The following is a 20,921-nucleotide window of genomic DNA, read 5'->3' as shown; positions in this document are numbered from 1 at the left end:
AATAGATTATTTATTTTGAGTTGTAAATTTTTATATTGATAGATATTTAAATATGTTAAATATCTTTGAACTTAGAAACAAATTATTTAATCTATTTACAAGTAATTTAAAATGGAAATTGCATTAAATAAAGGCTAAGATGATTTAATGAGAATATCAATCAATTTTATTTTCAAATGATAAATGGAAATAATTTGTTAAGAAGTATTAAAAATACAAAAACGAACAAAAGATAGATTATAATAAGATTATATTCGTTATATGTCTTTCCGTTTTAGTAGACATTAAACTAATAAAATTAAGGGGGAAAATTAAATGAAGCGCAAAAGTGAAAAGCAAAAAGTAGTATCGTTTCTATTAGCATGTACTATGATGTTAGGACTTTTTGTTCCTAGTATTGATGTATTTGCAGAGGATAAAATAGATACTGCAGTAGAAGAAAATCTTCTTCAAGAAGATGTAAAAGAGGTAAATGAAGATTTAGAAGTTCCAAGTGAAGAACAGGAAGAAAGTGAAAAAGAAGTTCAAAAAGAAAATAATGAAGTTTTAGATAAAGAAAATATTGAAGGTGAAGAAGTAGTAGTAACACCTGAGATAGAAGAAGAAAAAGAAGAGGTTGTTGAAGAAATAACTGAGGAAGTAGAAAAGATAGAAGAGAAAAAAGAAGTTGAAGAAGAGAAAGTAGCAGAGCAAAAGACTGTTACAATTCTTGGAACAAGTGATTTACATGGAAGATTTGTAAGTTATGATTATGCTGCAAATTCAGATGTGGATGGTGGACTTGATCAAATTTCTACAATTGTAAATCAAGAGAGAGCTAAAGATGCAGATCTTTTAATTGTTGATAATGGAGATACAGTTCAAGGAAATTATAATCATTTATTTATAGGCAAAGAAAATCCAATGGTAAAAGCAATGAATGTTATAGGATATGATGCTTTTTCACTTGGAAATCATGAGTTCAATCAAGGGATTAGTGAAGTGAATAACTTTATGTCACAAGGAAATGAAAAACTTAATTTCTTATGCTCTAACCTTTATAAGGATAAAAAAAGAGTTTATGAGCCTTATATGATTAAGGAAGTTGATGGAGTAAGAGTAGCTATAATAGGTGTAGTTGCACCTAATATCATTAACTGGGATAAAGTTCATTTAGATGGATATAATGCTACAAACCCAGATCTAGAGGTTACTAAAGTTATTGAGGAAATTAAACAAGTTGGCGGAGCAGATTTATACTTTGTTTCATCACATGTAGGTCTTAATAATGAATATGGAGATGGAGATAGTGCTACTGATATAGCAACTAAAAATCCTGAAGTTTCAGGGGTTTTAGCAGGACATAGTCATACAACAATAGAAAGTGCGCCAGTAAATAATGCTATAGTTTCACAACCTGGAAGCAATGGGAATAGTGTTTCTAAATTTGAGTTTACACTTGAGAAAAAAAATGATGTATATGAAGTTGTAGATAAAAAATCATCATTAATTAAAACAAAAGGTATTGCTGAAGATTCAAATGTGAAAAAGGCATTATCAACAGAACATCAAGTAGCTCTTACAGATGCTAATGGAGTTATAGGAACTCTTGATAAAGATTTAGCAGAGCCTAATGAAATTAAAGATATTCCACAGTCAGCAATAGAAGACCAAGGAATAACAGATTTAATAAATAAAGTACAAATACATTATAGCGAGCCAGCTATTTCAAAATTTGATGATTATGAGAACTCATATCATATTTCAGGGGCAGCACTGCTTGACCCACAGTCAAATTTAAAGGGAGGTGAAGTTACAAAGGCTAATTTAGCTAGAATATATAAATTTGATAATAAACTTTACACTATCAAAACTACAGGAAAACAACTTAAAAAATATGCAGAGTGGACAGCAAATTTCTTTAATACTTACAAAGATGGAGATTTAACAATCTCATTTAATCCAGAAATTAGATTCTACTTATATGACATGCTTGATGGTGTTAAATATGATATTAACATTAGTAAAGAAGCTGGAAGTAGAATAGAAAATTTTGTATATGAGAAAGATGGTAAAAAAGTAGAAGATGAAGATATAGTTTATTTAACAGTGAATGACTATAGATATAATGCAGTTTTAGCAGCTAAAGTATTTGATGAAGGCGAGCATGAAAAAGTACAAGATACTGGTGCTGATGCAATATCAGATATAAGAGATATGATAGCAGATTATATTCAAAACATTGAAAATGGTGAGCTTAAAAGAGAAGTAGATAATAACTGGAAGATAGTAGGGAATGACTGGGATGATGCTCAAAGAGAAGTTGCAGTTGAAGCTATCAATTCAGGAAAAGTTGATATTCCAACATCAGAAGATGGAAGAACTCCAAATGCACAGTCAGTTACATGGGATGATGTAAAAGAATTTGCAGTGGAAACATCAATAAATATATTATCAGTAAATGACTTCCATGGAAGTATAGCTGAAAGTGGTAAAAATATAGGAGCTGCAAAGCTTGCAGGTGAGGTTAAAAGAATTAAAGCAGAGAATCCTAACACAGTATTTGTGGGTGGAGGAGATTTATATCAAGGAAGTGCAATTTCAAACTTATTATATGGAGAGCCGGTAGCAAAAGTTCTTAAAGAAATGGGGATGAAGTATACAGCAGTTGGAAACCATGAGTTTGATTGGGGAATAGATAAAATAAAAACTTGGAATAAAGATATTCAATTCCTTGCGTCTAATATTTATGAAAAAGCTACAAATAAGCCAGTAGAATGGGCAAAACCTTATGCTATAGAAGAGTTTGATGGAATTAAAATAGGATTCCTTGGACTTGCAACACCAGAGAGTGCTTATAAAACAAAGCCAGAGAATGTTGAATCATTAGAGTTTAAAGATCCAACAGAAGCTACAGATATATGGTCAAAGCATTTAAGAGAAGAAGAAAATGTTGATTTAGTAATTGTTTTAAGTCATCTTGGAGCTGAGCAAGCTAAAGATGGAACTATCACAGGTGAGGCAGCAGAGATAGCTAAAAATGCTAAAGATGTGGATGCAATAATTTGTGGCCATAGCCATGAGTACGTTGCAGGTAAAGTTAATGGGGTCCCAATAGTTCAAGCTGATGATAAAGGTAGAGCACTTGGAAAGCTTGAAATAAATAAACTTATTGATGGAAAAATAACAATAACACCAAGCTATGATAAACTTTCAGAGAGAGTTGATACATTACCAGAAGATGCAGTAACAAAAGAAATTGTAGCTAAGTATGAAAAAGACTTAAATCCAATATTAAATGAAGTTATAGCAACTACTGATACAGATTTAACACATGATAGAAAATATAATGGAGTTACAAAACTTGGACAACTTATGAGTCAGTATATGTCAGAAATTTCAGGTGCTGATATAGCTCTTACAAATAGTGGGGGGCTTAGAACATCAATAGATAAAGGTGATATAACGGTAGGTAATATGTGGGATGTAATGCCTTTTGATAATACACTTGTAACTATGAAACTTAAAGGTTCAGACCTTAAAAGAGTTATGGAGCATGGTATTATGAATACTAATATAGGTTGGGTTCAATATTATGGACTACAAGTTTACTATGATAGTACAAAAGAAGTAGGAAGTAGAATATCATCTATGAGACTTGCAGATGGTACTAAAATAGAAATGGACAAGCATTATAGTGTAGTTACAATTGACTTTATGTATGGTAAAGGTGATAACTATGATTTTAGTGGAGCAATTGAAGTTAAGGACAGTGGAGTTGCAGTAAGAGATGCTATAATAGAAAAAATGAGAGAAGTAAAAGATATTAAATTTGTTTACAATGAACAGGTAGCTATAGATGGTGAGGATACAACAATTCCACCAGTAATAGACCCAGAAAAACCAGAGCCACCTATAGTTAATCCAGAAAAGCCAGTTCCTCCAGTGGTAGACCCTGAGAATCCAGATGTTTTACCAGAAACAGGAGATATGGGATTGTTACCATATGCACTTATAGCAATAATTGCAGTTAGCGGAATGGTATTATTAAATAAAAGAAAGAAAATAGGTTGATTTTAAGGCACTTAGAAAATTTTTTTTTCTAAGTGCCTTTTTAAAGGGATTTTTTAAGTTTTGTTGAATATTAATTGTTGTATAGAAGTATTTAGGGGGAGAATTTTTATGAATGAAAAAAGAAGTGAAAATTTAGAAATTCTTTTAAGAAACTTAGATGAAATATATCCATTAACAAAAGGGGTATTTTCAGAGTGTCCTTTAAGAATTTTTTCAAGAGAAACATTAGAAGATGCAAATGAAGAGGTGTTTAATCAGTATGAATGGGAAGATAACAGATATATTATAGGTTCTCTTGAATTAACGGGTGAGATGTTTTTCTGTGATTTAGATGAGGATAGTTCACCTATATATCTATATGACGATTTAGATGAAATAACAGCGTGTGTGAAGGTAGATGACTTTAAAGATTTTATAATTGAAGTTTTAGATATTTTAGAGATGGATTTAAATTCAAACGATAAATATTCTAAAATGAGTAAAAGTTTAAGAAAGCATATGGATGAAAGTATCCTTAGTGAAATTTTAGATTCATGGATAGATATAATATGCACAACCTAAAATGAATAATTTGTTTGAAGCAGTATATATTTTGTCGTAATAAAATATATACTGCTTTTTCATGTTATAATTATACAAATTTTATCGTTAAAATGAGAAAAAACGAGGAAAAAACTTTTAATAAACTTAGTAAAATAGCGTATATGCACTTGATTACCAAATAATGTAAATTGTATAATTATTTATAGAATTTATTACTTGGGGGAGATAGTATGGCGTATTTTAGTCTTGGGGTAGTTTGTAATAGCTTAGATGAAGTTAATGATTTGATATATCCGTTTCATAATGAATTTATAGGATATTATCCAAAAGAATACTATGAAAGAAATAAAGATGAAAAAAAACATTTAAAGTTTAATAATTTTAGCGAGGAGGTAGAGCAAGAATGGGAAACACTTACTCTTATAGAAAAAGAAAAATTCAATTTTGATATAGAAAGATTTGCAGATGTTAAATATGGTTATTATTACAATGAAGATAATAGTGATATTGGATATTACACAAATAAAAATGGGAAAATGATGTGTTTCACAATTGGTGGAAGATTTTCTGGAATGTTAAAAGTCAAAGGTTCAATTAGAAAGAAAAAAGCGGTTGATTATGCAAAGATAGAAGATATTATAATTCCAGAGAGACGAGAAAAATTTGCAACTTATGCAATTATAAATAATGGGAAGTGGATGAGTGTAGAAGAGTCAGAAGATAGAGATGAGTGGTTCTATATACATTATAAAAGAATGTTAAAGAAAATAGACCAAGAGAAACTACTTGTAATAGTAGAATGTTGCTATAGCAAATAATTAAATGCTTAAATAAATGTATAAAGTTATAATGAGATGTCAATAATCACTGTAAGAGGTGATTAGATGGATTTTAGCAATAAATCAAAATATGAAAAATACAAACCAATAATAGCGGTTGTTTTAGCAATTTTAGTATTTACAATGTTTTATTTAGGGTCATATTACTATAACTTAAATAAAGTTGAGAGTGCAAGTAAAGAAGTTGAAGTTATAAAAGAAGAAGCTGCCGGATTAAAGGATGATATTCTTGTAATGTTCACTAGGGAGAATGAAAAAGGCGAGGATGAAGTTTATCGTAAGATTACAATATTAGAACTTAAAAAAGCTTTAAAAGTTGAAATTATTGAAGAAGAGGAACTTATAAAGATATTAACTTCAAGAGGATATGAGAAAAGTAAAAAGGGTGAAAATAGTCTTTCATTCTCAAAGGCAATAGGTTCGGGACTTACTCCAAATAAATATTATATTGGAGATAAAGATGGATATATTGCAATATATAAAACAGATGAAAATGGTAAAGCATTTATAGAAAAGGAAGCGGATATTAGTTTTGTAAAAACTGATAACTTTCCAGAACCAGATGTAGAAAGAATTAAAGGTTTTGCAAGAGTGTTTGATACAAGGGCAGAATGTGAAGAAGTATTAGATTCATATAAAGGTTAAAGTCTTTTAAGTGGTGAGTATAAAGGTCTAAATGACTATACTTACCTCTTTTTTTTGTATTATTGATAATATCCTTTGTTCGTGTTAAAGTATTATGTAGACCTTGAATTTTAGGAGTGAATTAGAATGTATGAATATATAAAAGGTGAGTTTAAAGGACTTAATAAAGATTATATTATTTTAGAAAATGGTGGAATTGGATATAAGGTTTTTACATCAGGTAATACTATTGCAAATATGCCAAAAGTTTCAGATGAAGTAAAACTTTATATAGAGCAAATAGTAAGACAAGATTTCATAGGTCTTTATGGGTTTATGACAAAGGAAGAACTTAGCATGTTTAACTTATTACTTTCTATAAATGGAGTAGGGGCTAAAGCAGCATTATCATTATTATCAATTAGTACAGTTTTAAATTTAAAATATGCAATAATTGTTGGTGATGAAAAACATATTACAAGAGCACCAGGGATTGGAAAAAAGACAGCTCAAAGAATTATTTTAGAGCTTACAGATAAACTTAAAAAAGAAGATAAAACAATATCAGCAGATACAGAAGGTATGGATATTTCAATGCTTGAAGCTATTGCTGGTAATGAAGCAAGACAAGAAGAGGCAATGGAAGCTTTAATGGCTCTTGGATATACAGATAAAGAGGCTAAAAAGGTTCTAGAAAAAGTTGATGTTACGCAGACTATAGAAAATATTATTAAAGAAAGCTTAAGGCTTTTAATGAGTTAAGGGGCGATAAAGATTGGAAGATAGAATAATAAGTTCTAGAGAGATGGGTGCAGATGTTAATAATGAATATAGTCTTAGACCAGAGAAGATAAATGAATATATAGGTCAGGATAAGGTTAAGGAAAGACTTAACATATTTGTTGAAGCTGCTAAAAGAAGAGAAGAAGCACTAGATCATGTTATTTTATATGGTCCTCCAGGTCTTGGAAAAACTACGCTTGCTAGTATTATTGCAAATGAGATGGGTGGTAATTTAAAAATTACATCAGGGCCTGCAATAGAAAGAGCAGGTGACCTTGCAGCCATTTTAACTACATTAAATACTAATGATGTTTTATTTATAGATGAAATTCATAGGCTTAATAGAAGTGTAGAAGAGATATTATATCCTGCTATGGAGGATTATGTTTTAGATATCATAATAGGTAAAGGTGCAGCAAGTAAGTCAATAAGACTTGACCTCCCTAAATTTACTTTAATAGGTGCTACTACAAGAATAGGAATGCTTAGTGCGCCGCTAAGAGATAGATTTGGAGTTTTATGTTCTATGGAATATTATACAATAGACCAATTATGCGAGATAATTATTAGAAGTGCATATATACTAGGTTGTGATATTACAAGAGCAGGAGCACTTGAGGTTGCAAGAAGATCAAGGGGTACACCAAGAATAGCAAATAGACTTTTAAAAAGAGTTAGAGATTATGCAGAAGTAAAATGTGAAAAAATGATAGATGAAAAAGCAGCTATAAAAGCACTAGAACTTCTAGATGTTGATAAAGAAGGTTTTGATAGAGTTGATAATAATATTTTAACTGCTATAATTGATAATTTTAAGGGTGGCCCTGTTGGGGTAGAAACACTTGCTTATTTTGTGGGTGAAGAACTTGATACAATAGAAGATGTATATGAACCATATCTTCTTCAAAAGGGATTCATAGTTAGAACTCCAAGAGGAAGAATGGCAACAGAAAAAGCTTATAATCATCTTGAAAGAGATATTAGTAAAAGCAAAAGAGTAGCAAACGATGCACAATGTACGTTGTTTTAATTATAGATAAAGAGGTGTAGTAAAGATGAAGGTTAATGATTTTTATTTTGATTTACCAGAAGAACTTATAGCACAGTGTCCTCTTGAAAAAAGAGATGCATCAAAGCTTATGGTTATTCATAGAGATACAAAGGAAATAGAGCACAAACATTTTAATGAGATAGTAAACTATCTTAAAAAAGGAGATACTATAGTTTTAAATAATACTAGAGTTCTTCCAGCTAGACTTATTGGTCAAAAAGCTGAAACAGGAGCTAAAATGGAGTTTCTTTTATTAAAAAGAATAGAGGGAGACAAATGGGAAGCACTTGCAAAACCAGGTAAAAAAGCTAAGGTAGGTTCTATCATTGAGTTTGGTGAGGGACAACTTAAGGCACAGGTAGTTGGAATTGGGGAAGAAGGAAGTAGAATTATAGAATTTAAGTATGATGGAATATTTGAGCAAGTTTTAGATGAACTAGGACAAATGCCACTTCCTCCATATATTCATGAAAAATTAGAGGATAAAGAAAGATATCAAACAGTTTATTCTAAAGAAAAAGGTTCAGCAGCAGCACCGACAGCGGGGCTTCATTTTACAAAAGAACTTTTAGATGAGATTAAGGCTAAAGGTGTTAATATTGCTTATGTAACTTTACACGTAGGTCTTGGAACATTTAGACCTGTTAAAGTTGAAGATATTAATGATCATATAATGCATTCAGAGTATTATCATTTAGATGCAGAAAATGCAAAACTTATAAATGATACAAAAGCAAATGGTGGAAGAATAGTTTCTGTTGGAACAACTTCAACAAGAACTTTAGAAACTATTGGTGATGAAAATGGAATGGTTAAAGAAGCAAGTGGATGGACTTCAATATTTATCTATCCAGGATATAAGTTTAAGATTGTAGATAATCTTATAACAAACTTCCACCTTCCAGAATCAACACTTATAATGCTTGTATCAGCACTTTCTGATAAGGATCTTGTAATGGGAGCTTATAAAACTGCTGTTGAAGAGAAATACAGATTTTTCTCATTTGGAGATTCTATGTTTATAGATGATTAATTTGTAAACATATATGACTAGATTAGTAGATAAAGAATGATGTAAGATTAAAAAGTTAAATTATCCTATAATATAGGGTTTGATTATATTTATAATGAGGATGTGAAAGACCGTGTCAGAAAATTATACATTACTTAAGAAAGATGGTAAGGCCAGAAGAGGTGAATTTAGAACAGTTCATGGAACTATTCAAACTCCAGTTTTTATGAATGTTGGAACACTTGCAGCTATTAAAGGGGCAGTTTCAGCACAGGATTTAAAAGATATAAATTGTCAGGTGGAGTTATCAAATACTTATCACTTACATTTAAGACCAACTGATGATGTTGTGAAAAAATTAGGTGGTATACATAAATTTATGAATTGGGACAGACCAATTCTTACAGATTCAGGTGGATTCCAAGTATTCTCACTTTCAGAACTTAGAAAGATTAAAGAAGAAGGTGTTCATTTTAGATCACATTTAGATGGGCGAAAGATATTCATGGGACCAGAAGAAAGTATGCAAATACAAAGTAATCTTGCCTCAACAATAGCTATGGCTTTTGATGAATGTGTAGAAATACCATCTACAAGAGAGTATGTAAAAAATTCAGTAGCAAGAACTACAAGATGGCTTAAAAGATGTAAAGTAGAAGTGAATAGATTAAATGAGCTAGATACTACAATAAATAAACATCAGATGCTATTTGGTATAAACCAAGGTGGAACATATGAAGATATAAGAATAGAACACGCTAAAGAGATATCTAAGCTTGATTTAGATGGATATGCTATAGGTGGTCTTGCAGTTGGAGAAAGTCATGAGGAGATGTATAGAATTATTGATGCAGTGGTTCCACATCTTCCAGAAGATAAACCAATCTACCTTATGGGAGTTGGTACACCAGCTAACATATTAGAATCAGTTGAAAGAGGAGTAGATTTCTTTGATTGTGTTCTTCCGGCAAGAAATGGAAGACATGGGCAAGTATTTACAGATAATGGACCTCTTAAAATAATGACTAAGCAATATGAGCTTGATCCAAGACCTATTGATGAAAATTGTGAATGTCCAGCTTGTAAAAACTATTCAAGAGCTTATATAAGGCATTTATTTAAAGCAAAAGAAATGCTTGCAATGAGACTTGCAGTTATTCATAATTTATATTTCTATAATAAAATGATGGAAGAAATCAGAGATGCTATAGATAAAGGATGCTACGCAGAGTATAAAGCTAAAAAACTTAAAGACTGGGGCGTAACAAAGTAATATAACCAGCACAAATAAACATAAGATGCTAGGAGTGATTAATTATGCATATGACTCAATTATTGTTTCTATTTGCGCCGATTATTTTAATCTTTATAATTACTTGGGCAATGATGATTGTTCCAGAAAGAAAGAAACAAAAGAATCGTTTAAAAATGATTGATGAATTAAGAACACACGATAAAATTTTAACTAAAGGTGGAATTATTGGTAAAGTAGTTAAAATCAATGGAGATGAGGTAGTTATTGATTCTGAAGGAACAAGAATTAGAATATCTAAGGATGGAATAAACTCTAAATTAGATAGCAAATCAGATAATAAAGAGGTAATATAAAATTATTTATAAAAAATCTTTAAATAAAGTCAGAAATATGGTAAAATTGTTTCTGAATTGTTTATGAATGGAGGAACTGGATAATGAAACATATAAAGACAATAAATAAGTCAAACTTAAAGAATAGCTTACAAAGACCTGGATGTAAAGAGTGTGCAAACTCATGTCAATCAGCTTGTAAGACATCAGCAACAGTTGCTAACTTACCTTGTGAATACATTGAGAATAACTAATTATATTTAAAGAAGGGTGGCAGTAATCCATTTGGGATTGCTGCCACAATTCTAGTTGTGATTTATAGGAGGAGAAAAAGATGTCATTAGTTCATAAATTTAAACAAGAGGATTATTATTATGTCATAGACGTTAACTCAGGAAGCATACACGAAGTGGACGAGTTAGTTTATGATATGATAATAGATAACGATAAACTAGTAAGTTTTGATGAAATTCTTAAGAAATTAGGAAACAAATATAAAGAAGAAGATATGAAAGAAGTTTACGAGGAGCTTGAGTACCTAGTTAAAGATGGGGACTTATACTCAGAGGACTTATATGAAGAAATAGCTATGACAGATGATTCAGAATCATTCTTTAAAGCAGTTTGTTTAAATATAGTTCATGATTGTAACTTAAGATGTACGTATTGTTTTGCAGATGAGGGAGAGTACAACCAAGGGTGCAGAAAGTCAATGTCATTTGAAGTTGCTAAAAAAGCAATTGATTTTATTATTGCAAACTCAGGAACTAGAAGAAATATTGAGGTAGACTTATTTGGTGGGGAGCCAATGATGGTATATCCTACAATACAAAAAATAGTTGAGTATGGTCATGAAGTGGGTCCAAAGCATAAGAAAAACATCAGATTTACAATGACTACAAATGCGACACTTCTAAATGAAGAGAAAATGGAATACTTAAACAAGCATATGGGAAATATAATCTTATCAATAGATGGAAGACCAGAAGTAAATGATAAGGTTAGAATTAGAATTGATGGGTCAGGAAGTTATAAAAGAATATTACCAAACATAAAAGCGATGGTTGCAAAAAGAGATGATGATAAACTTTACTATGCAAGAGGAACTTTCACAAGAAATAATACTGATTTCTATGAAGATGTAATGCACCTTGTAGGTGAAGGATTTGATGAAGTTTCAGTTGAACCAGTTGTTTTACCAGATGAACATCCATTATCATTAAGAAAAGAGGATTTACCACAAATCTTTACGCAATATGATAAGTTATATACAGAAATCTTAAGAAGAAGAATGGAAATGGATAATCCATTTAAGTTCTACCATTTCAATATAGATTTAAATGGTGGACCATGTGTGTATAAGAGAATCTCAGGATGTGGAGCAGGACATGAATATATTGCTATCACACCAGATGAAGAAATTTATCCATGTCATCAATTTGTTGGTAAACCTGAGTATATTTTAGGAACATTAGATACAGGGATTGTGGAGAAAGAGAAAAGTAATGAACTCAAAGTTGCTCATATCTATAACAAACCAAAGTGTAAAAAATGTTGGGCTAGATTCTACTGTAGTGGTGGATGTCAAGCAAATAATTATGCATTCAATGGAGATATTTTAGATCCATACGAAACAGGTTGTTTAATGCAAAAGAAAAGAATAGAATGCTCTATAGCTTTAAAGGCTAGAACTGATCAAGATTGTACAGAATATGTTCAAAGCTTAAAAGATAAAAAAGCGCTTACAAAATAGTAATAACTAGAATTTTACAAATTATTGCTATGGAAAGTGAAAAAGGGTATAATTCTTTTTAGAAAGAGATTTACAGAGGGGGAAGACCATGAGAACTAAGAAGACTAAAAAGTCAAAAACGGGAAGATTTAGTAGTATAATTCTTTTTTTAGTTTCACTTGTTTTTATAGGATTCTTCGCATTTGCAGGGTTTAAAGGATTTAATGTTGGTGGATACCAAGTTAAGTCTTTTGACCAAGTCATAACTAAAGGGTTAGACTTGCAAGGTGGAGTTTCTGTGCTTATGCAAATTCAAGAGGAAAATGTCACTCCAGATATGCTACACAGGGTTAAGGATTTACTTGCACTAAGAGTTAATAAAGTAGGGGTTGCAGAAACAGTTGTTACAACTGAAGGTGATAACCAAATTAGAATTAATATACCTGGTAAGTATGATTCTAATAATATTGTTAAATCATTAACTCAAACAGGTACACTAGATTTCTTAGCACCAGACGGAAGTGTTATATTGACTGGTAAAGATGTAGAAAAAGCTACAGCTTATATGGATAGTCAAACAGGGCAACCAACAATAGGACTTCAGTTTAATGAAACTGGGAAAAAATTATTTGCAGATGCTACAACAAAATATGTAGGTCAGCAAATAAAAATAACTATGGATGGAACTGAATTAACAAATCCAACAGTTCAGTCAGCTATAACTAATGGTGAAGCTACTATCACAGGTAGTCAATCAATGGCAGAAGCTCAAAGACAAGCAGGAATAATTAATGCAGGGGCACTACCAGTTCCGATTAAAGAAGTTTCTGTTCAAACAACAGGAGCGCAACTTGGTGCTTCAGCACTTCCAGATGCAATTAAAGCTGGAGTGGTAGGAGTTATAATCATATTCTTATTCATGATACTTTACTACAGAGGACCAGGAATTGCAGCTAGTTTAGCACTTAGTGTTTACATATTACTAGTGCTGTTCGCTTATGTGGGAATGAAAGTAACATTAACACTCCCTGGTATAGCAGGATTCTTACTAACTATAGGTATGGCAGTTGATGCTAACGTACTTATATTTGAAAGAACAAAAGAGGAACTTAAACTTGGTAGAAGTGTTAAAGCATCTATCAAAGGTGGTTTTAAAAATGCTATGTCATCAATATTAGACTCTAATACAACAACAATAATAGCAGCGCTTGTATTATACTTCCTAGGTACAGGTCCAGTTAAAGGATTTGCGCTTACACTGATGATTGGTATAATCATTAGTATGTTTACTGCTATCTTTGTTACTAAGTTCTTTATGAACATATTATTTGATATGGGCATATTAAAAAGTCCTAGAATGTTTGGAGTAAAAGTAGAAGGAGGTAAACCAAATGCTGAAAATAGTACAGAAAAGTAAGATCTGGTTTAGTATTTCTTTCTTACTTATAATAGTAGGGATAGGGTTTATGGTTTTTAAAGGTCTAAACTTTGGAATAGATTTCAGAGGTGGAACTCAAGTGGTAGTTCAGATGAATCAAGATTTTAATAAAGCAACAGCTGATAAAATAGTTCATCAGTACGCACCAGATGCAATAACAAACACTGTTAATTCTACTCAACTTGAAATTAAGTCTAATAAGCTTGATACTGCAAAGGTAAAAGAAATGGTCAGTGGATTAACTACAGATTTCAAATTAAAAGATAATGCATTAGTTTCAGAAAATCAAATAGGAGCATCAGTTGGTAAACAACTTACAAGGGATTCAATAATAGCTCTTGTAGTAGCAATACTAGCAGTGCTTGTATATGTAATATTTAGATTTGAAACTAATTATGGAATAGCAGCAATAGCAGCACTTCTGCATGATATACTTATGACGGTCAGTGTATATGCTATCCTGCAATTACCAGTTAATACACCTTTTATAGCAGCGATATTAACAATAGTAGGTTATTCACTTAATGATACAATTGTTATATTTGATAGAATAAGAGGAAATGTTAAAAAAATGAGATCATCTTCTTCAGAAGATATCGCAAACAAAAGTGTTACTCAAACTATGACAAGATCTATAAATACAACTCTTACAACTCTTGTAAGTATAGTTGCAGTTTATTTCTTTGTTCCAACAGTTAGAGATTTTGCCTTACCATTAATAATTGGTATTGCTTCTGGAGCATATTCTTCAATTTTTATAGCAAGCCCAATTTGGTGTATGCTTAAAAATAGAAAGCAATCTACAGGAAAAAAAGAGAAAAAAACAATCTAATTTACTATAAATTGGCAGGGTAAAAGGCTTGAATAAGCTTTTTACCCTGTTTTTTTGCTATTTAGTCAAAAATATTTGTCAAATAAGGCATTTTAAATTATAATAGAACGTGTTTTCTTTTAAAAAATATGGAGGAGTTAAATTATGCATAAGCTTTGGGAAAGTATCTATTCACCAAATTATATATCGGGCTACAACCCTTTTAATGTTAAAAATATGAATAAAGCTATTGAAAGATTAGTGGCAGCTATAAATAATAGAGAAAAGATATTAGTTTATGGTGGTTATGATGTTGATTGCATCTCAGGCATATCAGCTTTTCTTCTTGTTCTCAAATATCTTAATGCAGATGTTGAATATTGCATAGCAGATATAACTGAGGACAATAATTATGATTTAAAAGAAGAATCACTTAAAAATGATATTGCATTTTTAGGTGCAAAACTTTTAATAACAGTAGGTTCAGGTTTGGAAAATGAAAAAGTTGAAGAACTTTGTAAAGAAAGAAATATAGACCTTATAGTAACTGAAAATAAAAAGAAAAAATCTTTTTATAATTCTATATATATAAATCCAAGCGAAGAGAAAAGTCTTTATAGATATAAAGATATTAGTCAGAGCGGCGTTGTTTTTAAATTAATGCAAGCAATTGCTATTTATTATAATATGAAAAGTATTAATAGGTACCTTGATTTAATATTAATTGGGGGTCTTACAAAGCAAATTGGATATGTAGGTGAGAACCGAATAATATTAAAAGAAGGTGTATCTTACTTAGATAGGACGAATAACGTTGGATTAATAGCTATAAAAAAATTCCACAATATAAAAGAGCTTAATGGGGAAAATATAGAGAAAATAATAAGTACCCTGACACCAAGAAATAGAGCTATTTCAGAAAAAGACAATGCAAAGATAATAGTTGAGCTTTTAACTACTGATGATAAAGATAGAGCTGAGCAGATAACTAAATATTTACACAATGAAAAATTTAGATTATAAATACAAAAAAAATCAAGGGGGAATCACTATGGATTTCAAAGAAAAAATAAGAGTAATAGAAAACTTCCCAAAAGAAGGAATTAGTTTTAAAGATATAACAACATTAATTGCTGATAAGGATGCTTTAAAAGCTTCAGTAGATAGAATGGCAGAGTTCTTTAAAGATAAAAATATTGATGTAGTTGTAGGACCAGAGGCTAGAGGGTTTATATTTGGAGTTCCGGTAGCATACGCTATAGGTGCTGGATTTGTACCGATTAGAAAGCCAGGGAAACTTCCAGGTGAAACAGTTAGCATAGACTATGATTTAGAATATGGTACTGATACACTACAAATTCACAAAGATATTATTAAACCAGGAACAAGAGTTGCCATAGTTGATGATTTACTTGCAACGGGTGGTACTATTAGTGCCGTAGCAAAACTTGTTGAAAGTCTTGGTGGGGTAGTTGTAGGAATGTCATTTACAATTGAACTTACAGGTCTTAATGGAAGAGACAAGCTTAAAGGTCAAGATATAGATGCAGTAGTAAGCTACGAATTTTAAATCATTGAAATAGCAAGTGAAATATAATATAATTAAAGATAGTAAAGGGCTGGTTTTAACTAACCAGCTTTTGTTTTATCGAAATTGTAGGTGAGAGGAAGCGATGTCAATGCTAAAAGAATTAATCATAAGAGTTGAAAAAGGCAGTAAAGGTGCTGATATAGAATTAATAAAAAAAGCATATGACCTTGCAGTTACTGCACATATAGAGCAAAAAAGAGAATCAGGTGAACCATATGTAATGCACCCAATTAATGTAGCTATGATACTTGCTGATATGGGTATGGATACTAGTACAATAGTAGCAGGGCTTTTGCATGATGTAATTGAAGATACAGAGTTTACTTACGAGGATATAAAAGAAGCATTTGGTGAGGAGATAGCTAACTTAGTTGATGGGGTAACTAAGCTTGGACAAATCCAATATAAAAGTAAACAAGAACAACAAGCAGATAATGTTAGAAAAATGCTTTTAGCAATGGCAAGAGATATAAGGGTTATTATAGTAAAGCTTGCTGATAGACTTCACAATATGAGAACACTAAAGCATATGACACTGGAAAAACAAAAAGCTAAGGCACAAGAAACCTTAGATATTTATGCACCACTTGCACATAGACTTGGTATGTCAAAAATTAAGTGGGAACTTGAGGACTTATGTCTTAGATACATACAGCCAAAAGAGTATTATTCACTTGTTAAGGATATAGCAGAAAAGAGAATTGAGAGAGAGCATAATATAGAAAAGATTGTATCAGATATAGATGATAATTTGAAACAATCAAATCTTTTATGTGATATAGAGGGCAGACCAAAACATTTTTATAGTATTTATAAAAAGATGGTTAGTAAAAATAAAAGTTTAGATCAAATATTTGATTTGACTGCTATAAGGATTTTAGTTAATAGTGTTAAAGATTGTTATGCAGTATTAGGAATAGTCCACACTATATACAAACCAATACCAGGAAGATTTAAAGATTACATAGCAATGCCAAAACCTAATATGTATCAGTCACTTCATACGACTGTTATAGGTGAGGCTGGTAGAACTTTTGAAATACAAATAAGAACATTTGATATGCACAGAACAGCTGAATATGGTATAGCAGCACACTGGAAGTATAAACAAGGCGAAAATGTTAAAGAGCCTAGTTTTGAGAATAAACTAGGTTGGCTTCAAGAAATTTTAGAATGGCAAGATGAAACATCAGATGCTGAAGAATTTATGGAAGGATTTAAGCTTGATTTATTTTCAGATGAAATTTTCATATTTACACCTAAAGGTGTTGTTTTAAACCTTCCAGCAGGTGCAACTCCAATAGATTTTGCATATAGAATACATACTGATGTAGGAAATAGATGTATTGGTGCTAAGGTAAATGGGAAAATGGTTACTTTAGATTATAATTTAAAAACTGGGCAAATTGTAGAAGTATTAACAGCAACTGCAGCTAAGGGTCCTAATATGTCATGGCTTAATTTTGCAAAGAGCAATCAGGCAAGGTCAAAAATTAAGCAATGGTTTAAAAGAATTAGAAAAGAAGAGAATATTGAAAAAGGTAAAGAGCATATAGAGAAGGAAAGTAAGAAACAAAGCATTAACTTTATGGATATTGCAAAAGGTGAGAGATACGATAAGCTTATGAAAAAATATAACTTTAATGTAATTGAAGATATATTTGCAGGAATAGGAGCTGGTATTTTATCAGCTAATACAGTTATTTCAAAGTTAAAAGGTGAAGTAGTTGAAGTTACTACTCTTGATAAAGCTCAATTAGAAATTGAAGAGCAAATGGCAAAAGCTGAAAAGTTAAAACAACTTAAAGGATGTCCGAATACTTCAGGAGTTTCGGTAAAAGGACTTAGTAATTTGATGATTAGGTTTGCAAAGTGCTGTAACCCTGTTCCTGGTGATGAAATTGTTGGTTATGTAACTAAGGGACGAGGCATTTCAGTTCATAGAGCAGATTGTAGTAATTTTAAACATATAATAGAAATCAGAAATGAAAAAGTTATAGATGTTATTTGGAATCGTTCGAGTGGTGAGTGCTATGAAGCAGAACTTGAAATAAAAGCAGAGGATACTTCAGGGTATTTATCAGAAGTTATGATGGTTATTTCTGATTTGAAAGTAAATATTACATCATTAAATGCGAAAACTACAAAAAGTAACTTTACTCATGTAAATGTAAAAGTAAAAGTTGATTCTGTTGATAAGCTTCGTGATCTTATGAAAAAATTAAGAAAAATTAAAGGAACTAAAGATGTGTATAGAGTGAAAAATTAATTTTAGGAAGTGATTTTGTGAGAGCTATAGTACAAAGGGTAACATCGTCTAAGGTAATGGTTGATGAAAATGTTATAGGCGAAATAGGTAAGGGCTTTAATGTACTTCTTGGAATAGGTAGAGAGGATACCTTAGAGGACCTTAAATATATAAAAGACAAAGTTATAAATCTTAGAGTTTTTGAAGATGAAAATGATAAATTAAATTTATCTTTAAAAGATGTAGGTGGAGAACTTCTTTTAATCTCACAATTTACACTTTATGGTGATTGTAGAAAAGGTAGAAGACCAAACTTTATGGCAGCACAAGGTGGAGAGGAAGCAAAGAAGCTTTATGAAATTTTTGTAGCTATGTGTAAAGAGGAAGACATAAAAGTTGAGACAGGGGTGTTTGGAGCTCATATGAATGTTTCTATTGAAAATGATGGTCCAGTTACACTTTTACTTGAAAGTAAAAAAATATTCTAAAAGGGGTTGATTTTAGTGATATTAAAAAGCGTACCGGTTGGTGCATATCAAGAAAATTGTTATTTTTTAATTGATGAGACTACGAATGAGGCAGTTATATTTGATCCAGGTGCACAGGAAAATTTAATTTTTGCTGTTGTTGAAAGACTTAATATTAAGCCAGTTATGATATTGTTAACTCATGGACATTTTGACCATGTAGGTTCAGTAGAGGCAGTTAGAAGTAAATATAATATACCTTTTTATATCAATAAAACAGATGAAGAAATGCAAAAAGTAGATAATCAGTTATTTATGAATATAGTAAAAGCTGATAATTACTTAAATGATGGTGATAAAATTACATTTGGAAATGGTAAAGAAATAAAAGTTATAACAACACCAGGTCACACTCCAGGGGGAGTATGCTTCCTTTGTGAAGATATTTTAGTTACTGGTGATACTTTATTTAATGGTTCAATAGGGAGAACTGATTTTACAGGTGGAGATTTTAATACTTTAATTTCTTCAATAAAAAATAAGGTACTACCTTTAGGGGATTCTATAAGAGCTTTCCCAGGTCATGGGCCAGAGACTACTATAGGTTATGAAAGAAATAATAACCCGTATATACTAGGAGATGAATATGTTTATTAACATTAAGATGAATGATGAAAAGTATAGATATCATATATATCAGATATTTAATATATTCTATACTTTTGATGATATAAAAGTAAATGAAAAAAATAGAGATTTTAACTATGAAGTTGAAATAGGAGAAATTACAGAAGATAAGAAATTATCTTCTGAGAATTTCAATAATAAGTTTAGAATAAGTAATTTTGATAAAGAAGAAACTTTTGAACTTAGATCAGATAATATAGTTCAAGAAATAAAGAGAAGTATCTTTAAGTTTTTATCAAAAGTATTAGATAAAGAATATCCTTATGGAACTTTAGTTGGAATTAGACCAAGTAAAATAGCTTCAGAAATGATGGTTAAAGGTCATTCAGATGCAGAGATTATAGAACATTTTGAAGAAGTTTATCTTGCTAAAAAAGAGAAGGCAGAACTTTGTATACATATTGCTAAAAGAGAATTATCATATATAAATAAAAATGATAAGACTATAGCTATTTATATTGGAATGGCTTACTGTCCTACAAGATGTTTATACTGTTCATTTACAGCTAATCCTGTGAATAAAAAGAATAAACCAGAGATTGTAGAATATATAGAGGCTATTAAAAAAGAAATTAAGGCTATTAAGAGGTATGTGGCAGAAAAAGGTCTTATAGTTGATAATGTCTATTTTGGGGGAGGTACACCAACTTCAGTAGACAATGAGCAGTTTGAAAGTCTGATGAATGACATATATAATAGTTTTGTTAAAGATAAAAATCTTATTGAGTTTACTGTTGAGAGTGGTAGACCAGATTCTATTACAGAAGAGAAACTTATAACTATGAAAAAATATGAGGTTACTAGAATTTCTATAAATCCTCAGAGTATGAATGATAAGACTTTAAAATCTATTGGTAGAGGTCATTTATCACAAGATGTTATTGATAAGTTTAATTTAGCTAGAAAGCTAGAATTTAATAATATAAATATGGATATAATCATAGGACTTCCAGATGAGAGTATGGAAGAGGTTAAACATACAGTTAGAGCTTTAAAAGAGCTTAATCCAGAAAGTTTAACAGTACACGGTTTGTCAATAAAAAGAGCATCTAAGTTATATGAAAATCTAGTTTTAAAAGAGAATGTTAAGATAGCAGATCAACATGAATTAAATGAGATGTTTGATGCTAGTGCACAATTTGCAAAAGATTTAGGTATGGAACCATATTACATGTATAGACAAAAGAATATGGTTGGAAATATGGAGAATGTAGGATACTCAAGAGATAATTTAGAGTGTTACTACAATATTCAAATGATAGAAGATACGCAAACTATTATAGCAATAGGTGCAGATGCTGTTTCTAAAGTAGTTTACCTAAGTGAGGGTAAAGGAAGAATAGAAAGATTTGCAAACTTAAAAAATGTTAGAGAGTATATTAATAGAGCCGATGAAATGATAGAAGGAAAATTAGCTCTTCTAGATACTTTATATAAATAAAATTAAATAGGAGG

19 protein-coding genes are annotated in these 20,921 nt (G+C 30.8%); all 19 read left to right on the top strand.

All coding sequences use genetic code 11. The features are described from left to right. The first annotated feature begins 315 nt into the window (after positions 1-315). The 19 genes from Q0V24_RS00295 to Q0V24_RS00205 all read left to right on the top strand — a co-directional run bounded on the left by Q0V24_RS00295 (position 316) and on the right by Q0V24_RS00205 (position 20,907). Positions 316-4,053, top strand: a complete 3,738-nt coding sequence (locus Q0V24_RS00295; protein WP_297517382.1) for a 5'-nucleotidase C-terminal domain-containing protein — start codon at positions 316-318, stop codon at positions 4,051-4,053. A gap of 108 nt (positions 4,054-4,161) precedes the next feature. Beyond that, on the top strand, positions 4,162-4,614 hold the full coding sequence (locus tag Q0V24_RS00290) for a hypothetical protein (RefSeq protein WP_297517380.1): 453 nt from the start codon (positions 4,162-4,164) through the stop codon (positions 4,612-4,614). Positions 4,615-4,826: 212 nt separating this feature from the next. After that, positions 4,827-5,414 (top strand): hypothetical protein, encoded by a 588-nt coding sequence (locus tag Q0V24_RS00285; RefSeq protein WP_297517378.1) that lies wholly within the window; start codon positions 4,827-4,829, stop codon positions 5,412-5,414. A 66-nt stretch (positions 5,415-5,480) separates the two neighbouring features. Continuing rightward, on the top strand, positions 5,481-6,080 hold the full coding sequence (locus tag Q0V24_RS00280; protein WP_297517376.1) for a hypothetical protein: 600 nt from the start codon (positions 5,481-5,483) through the stop codon (positions 6,078-6,080). A 126-nt stretch (positions 6,081-6,206) separates the two neighbouring features. Beyond that, entirely contained in the window at positions 6,207-6,821 is a 615-nt protein-coding gene (ruvA, locus tag Q0V24_RS00275) for a Holliday junction branch migration protein RuvA (RefSeq protein WP_297517374.1), read from the top strand. A 13-nt stretch (positions 6,822-6,834) separates the two neighbouring features. Beyond that, a complete protein-coding gene (ruvB, locus tag Q0V24_RS00270) occupies positions 6,835-7,872 on the top strand; it encodes a Holliday junction branch migration DNA helicase RuvB (protein ID WP_297517372.1) in 1,038 nt (345 codons plus the stop codon). 25 nt (positions 7,873-7,897) lie between these two features. Further along, positions 7,898-8,926: a tRNA preQ1(34) S-adenosylmethionine ribosyltransferase-isomerase QueA gene (queA, locus tag Q0V24_RS00265; RefSeq protein ID WP_297517370.1), complete on the top strand. Its 1,029-nt coding sequence runs from the start codon at positions 7,898-7,900 to the stop codon at positions 8,924-8,926. 112 nt (positions 8,927-9,038) lie between these two features. Next, on the top strand, positions 9,039-10,178 hold the full coding sequence (gene tgt / locus Q0V24_RS00260) for a tRNA guanosine(34) transglycosylase Tgt (protein WP_297517367.1): 1,140 nt from the start codon (positions 9,039-9,041) through the stop codon (positions 10,176-10,178). 44 nt (positions 10,179-10,222) lie between these two features. Further along, positions 10,223-10,513, top strand: coding sequence for a preprotein translocase subunit YajC (yajC, locus tag Q0V24_RS00255; protein ID WP_297517365.1), 291 nt, complete (start codon positions 10,223-10,225; stop codon positions 10,511-10,513). Between the two features lie 83 nt (positions 10,514-10,596). Continuing rightward, entirely contained in the window at positions 10,597-10,746 is a 150-nt protein-coding gene (scfA, locus tag Q0V24_RS00250) for a six-cysteine ranthipeptide SCIFF (protein WP_297517363.1), read from the top strand. An 80-nt stretch (positions 10,747-10,826) separates the two neighbouring features. Continuing rightward, on the top strand, positions 10,827-12,245 hold the full coding sequence (gene scfB / locus Q0V24_RS00245; protein WP_297517361.1) for a thioether cross-link-forming SCIFF peptide maturase: 1,419 nt from the start codon (positions 10,827-10,829) through the stop codon (positions 12,243-12,245). Between the two features lie 88 nt (positions 12,246-12,333). Next, complete coding sequence (gene secD, locus Q0V24_RS00240; protein WP_297517359.1) at positions 12,334-13,641, top strand: protein translocase subunit SecD; 1,308 nt, start codon at positions 12,334-12,336, stop codon at positions 13,639-13,641. After that, positions 13,616-14,494 (top strand): protein translocase subunit SecF, encoded by an 879-nt coding sequence (gene secF, locus Q0V24_RS00235; protein WP_297517357.1) that lies wholly within the window; start codon positions 13,616-13,618, stop codon positions 14,492-14,494. Before secD ends, secF begins: the two co-directional genes overlap by 26 nt. A 144-nt stretch (positions 14,495-14,638) precedes the next feature. Next, entirely contained in the window at positions 14,639-15,496 is an 858-nt protein-coding gene (locus tag Q0V24_RS00230; RefSeq protein ID WP_297517355.1) for a DHH family phosphoesterase, read from the top strand. A gap of 28 nt (positions 15,497-15,524) precedes the next feature. Continuing rightward, entirely contained in the window at positions 15,525-16,043 is a 519-nt protein-coding gene (locus Q0V24_RS00225; RefSeq protein ID WP_297517353.1) for an adenine phosphoribosyltransferase, read from the top strand. A gap of 109 nt (positions 16,044-16,152) precedes the next feature. Continuing rightward, positions 16,153-18,333, top strand: a complete 2,181-nt coding sequence (locus tag Q0V24_RS00220; protein WP_297517879.1) for a bifunctional (p)ppGpp synthetase/guanosine-3',5'-bis(diphosphate) 3'-pyrophosphohydrolase — start codon at positions 16,153-16,155, stop codon at positions 18,331-18,333. Between the two features lie 17 nt (positions 18,334-18,350). After that, positions 18,351-18,800, top strand: coding sequence for a D-aminoacyl-tRNA deacylase (gene dtd, locus Q0V24_RS00215; protein ID WP_297517352.1), 450 nt, complete (start codon positions 18,351-18,353; stop codon positions 18,798-18,800). Between the two features lie 15 nt (positions 18,801-18,815). Next, positions 18,816-19,436, top strand: coding sequence for an MBL fold metallo-hydrolase (locus Q0V24_RS00210; protein WP_297517351.1), 621 nt, complete (start codon positions 18,816-18,818; stop codon positions 19,434-19,436). Beyond that, the gene (locus Q0V24_RS00205) at positions 19,426-20,907 is read left to right on the top strand and encodes a coproporphyrinogen III oxidase (RefSeq protein WP_297517350.1); all 1,482 of its coding nucleotides are present in this window, start codon (positions 19,426-19,428) and stop codon (positions 20,905-20,907) included. Before Q0V24_RS00210 ends, Q0V24_RS00205 begins: the two co-directional genes overlap by 11 nt. Positions 20,908-20,921 lie beyond the last annotated feature (14 nt).

Origin of the sequence: uncultured Clostridium sp. (assembly GCF_947039605.1) — a bacterium.
GTDB lineage: Bacteria > Bacillota > Clostridia > Clostridiales > Clostridiaceae > Sarcina.
The sequence above is the reverse complement of the archived record's forward strand: the minus strand, read 5'-3'. Positions and strand labels throughout refer to the sequence as shown.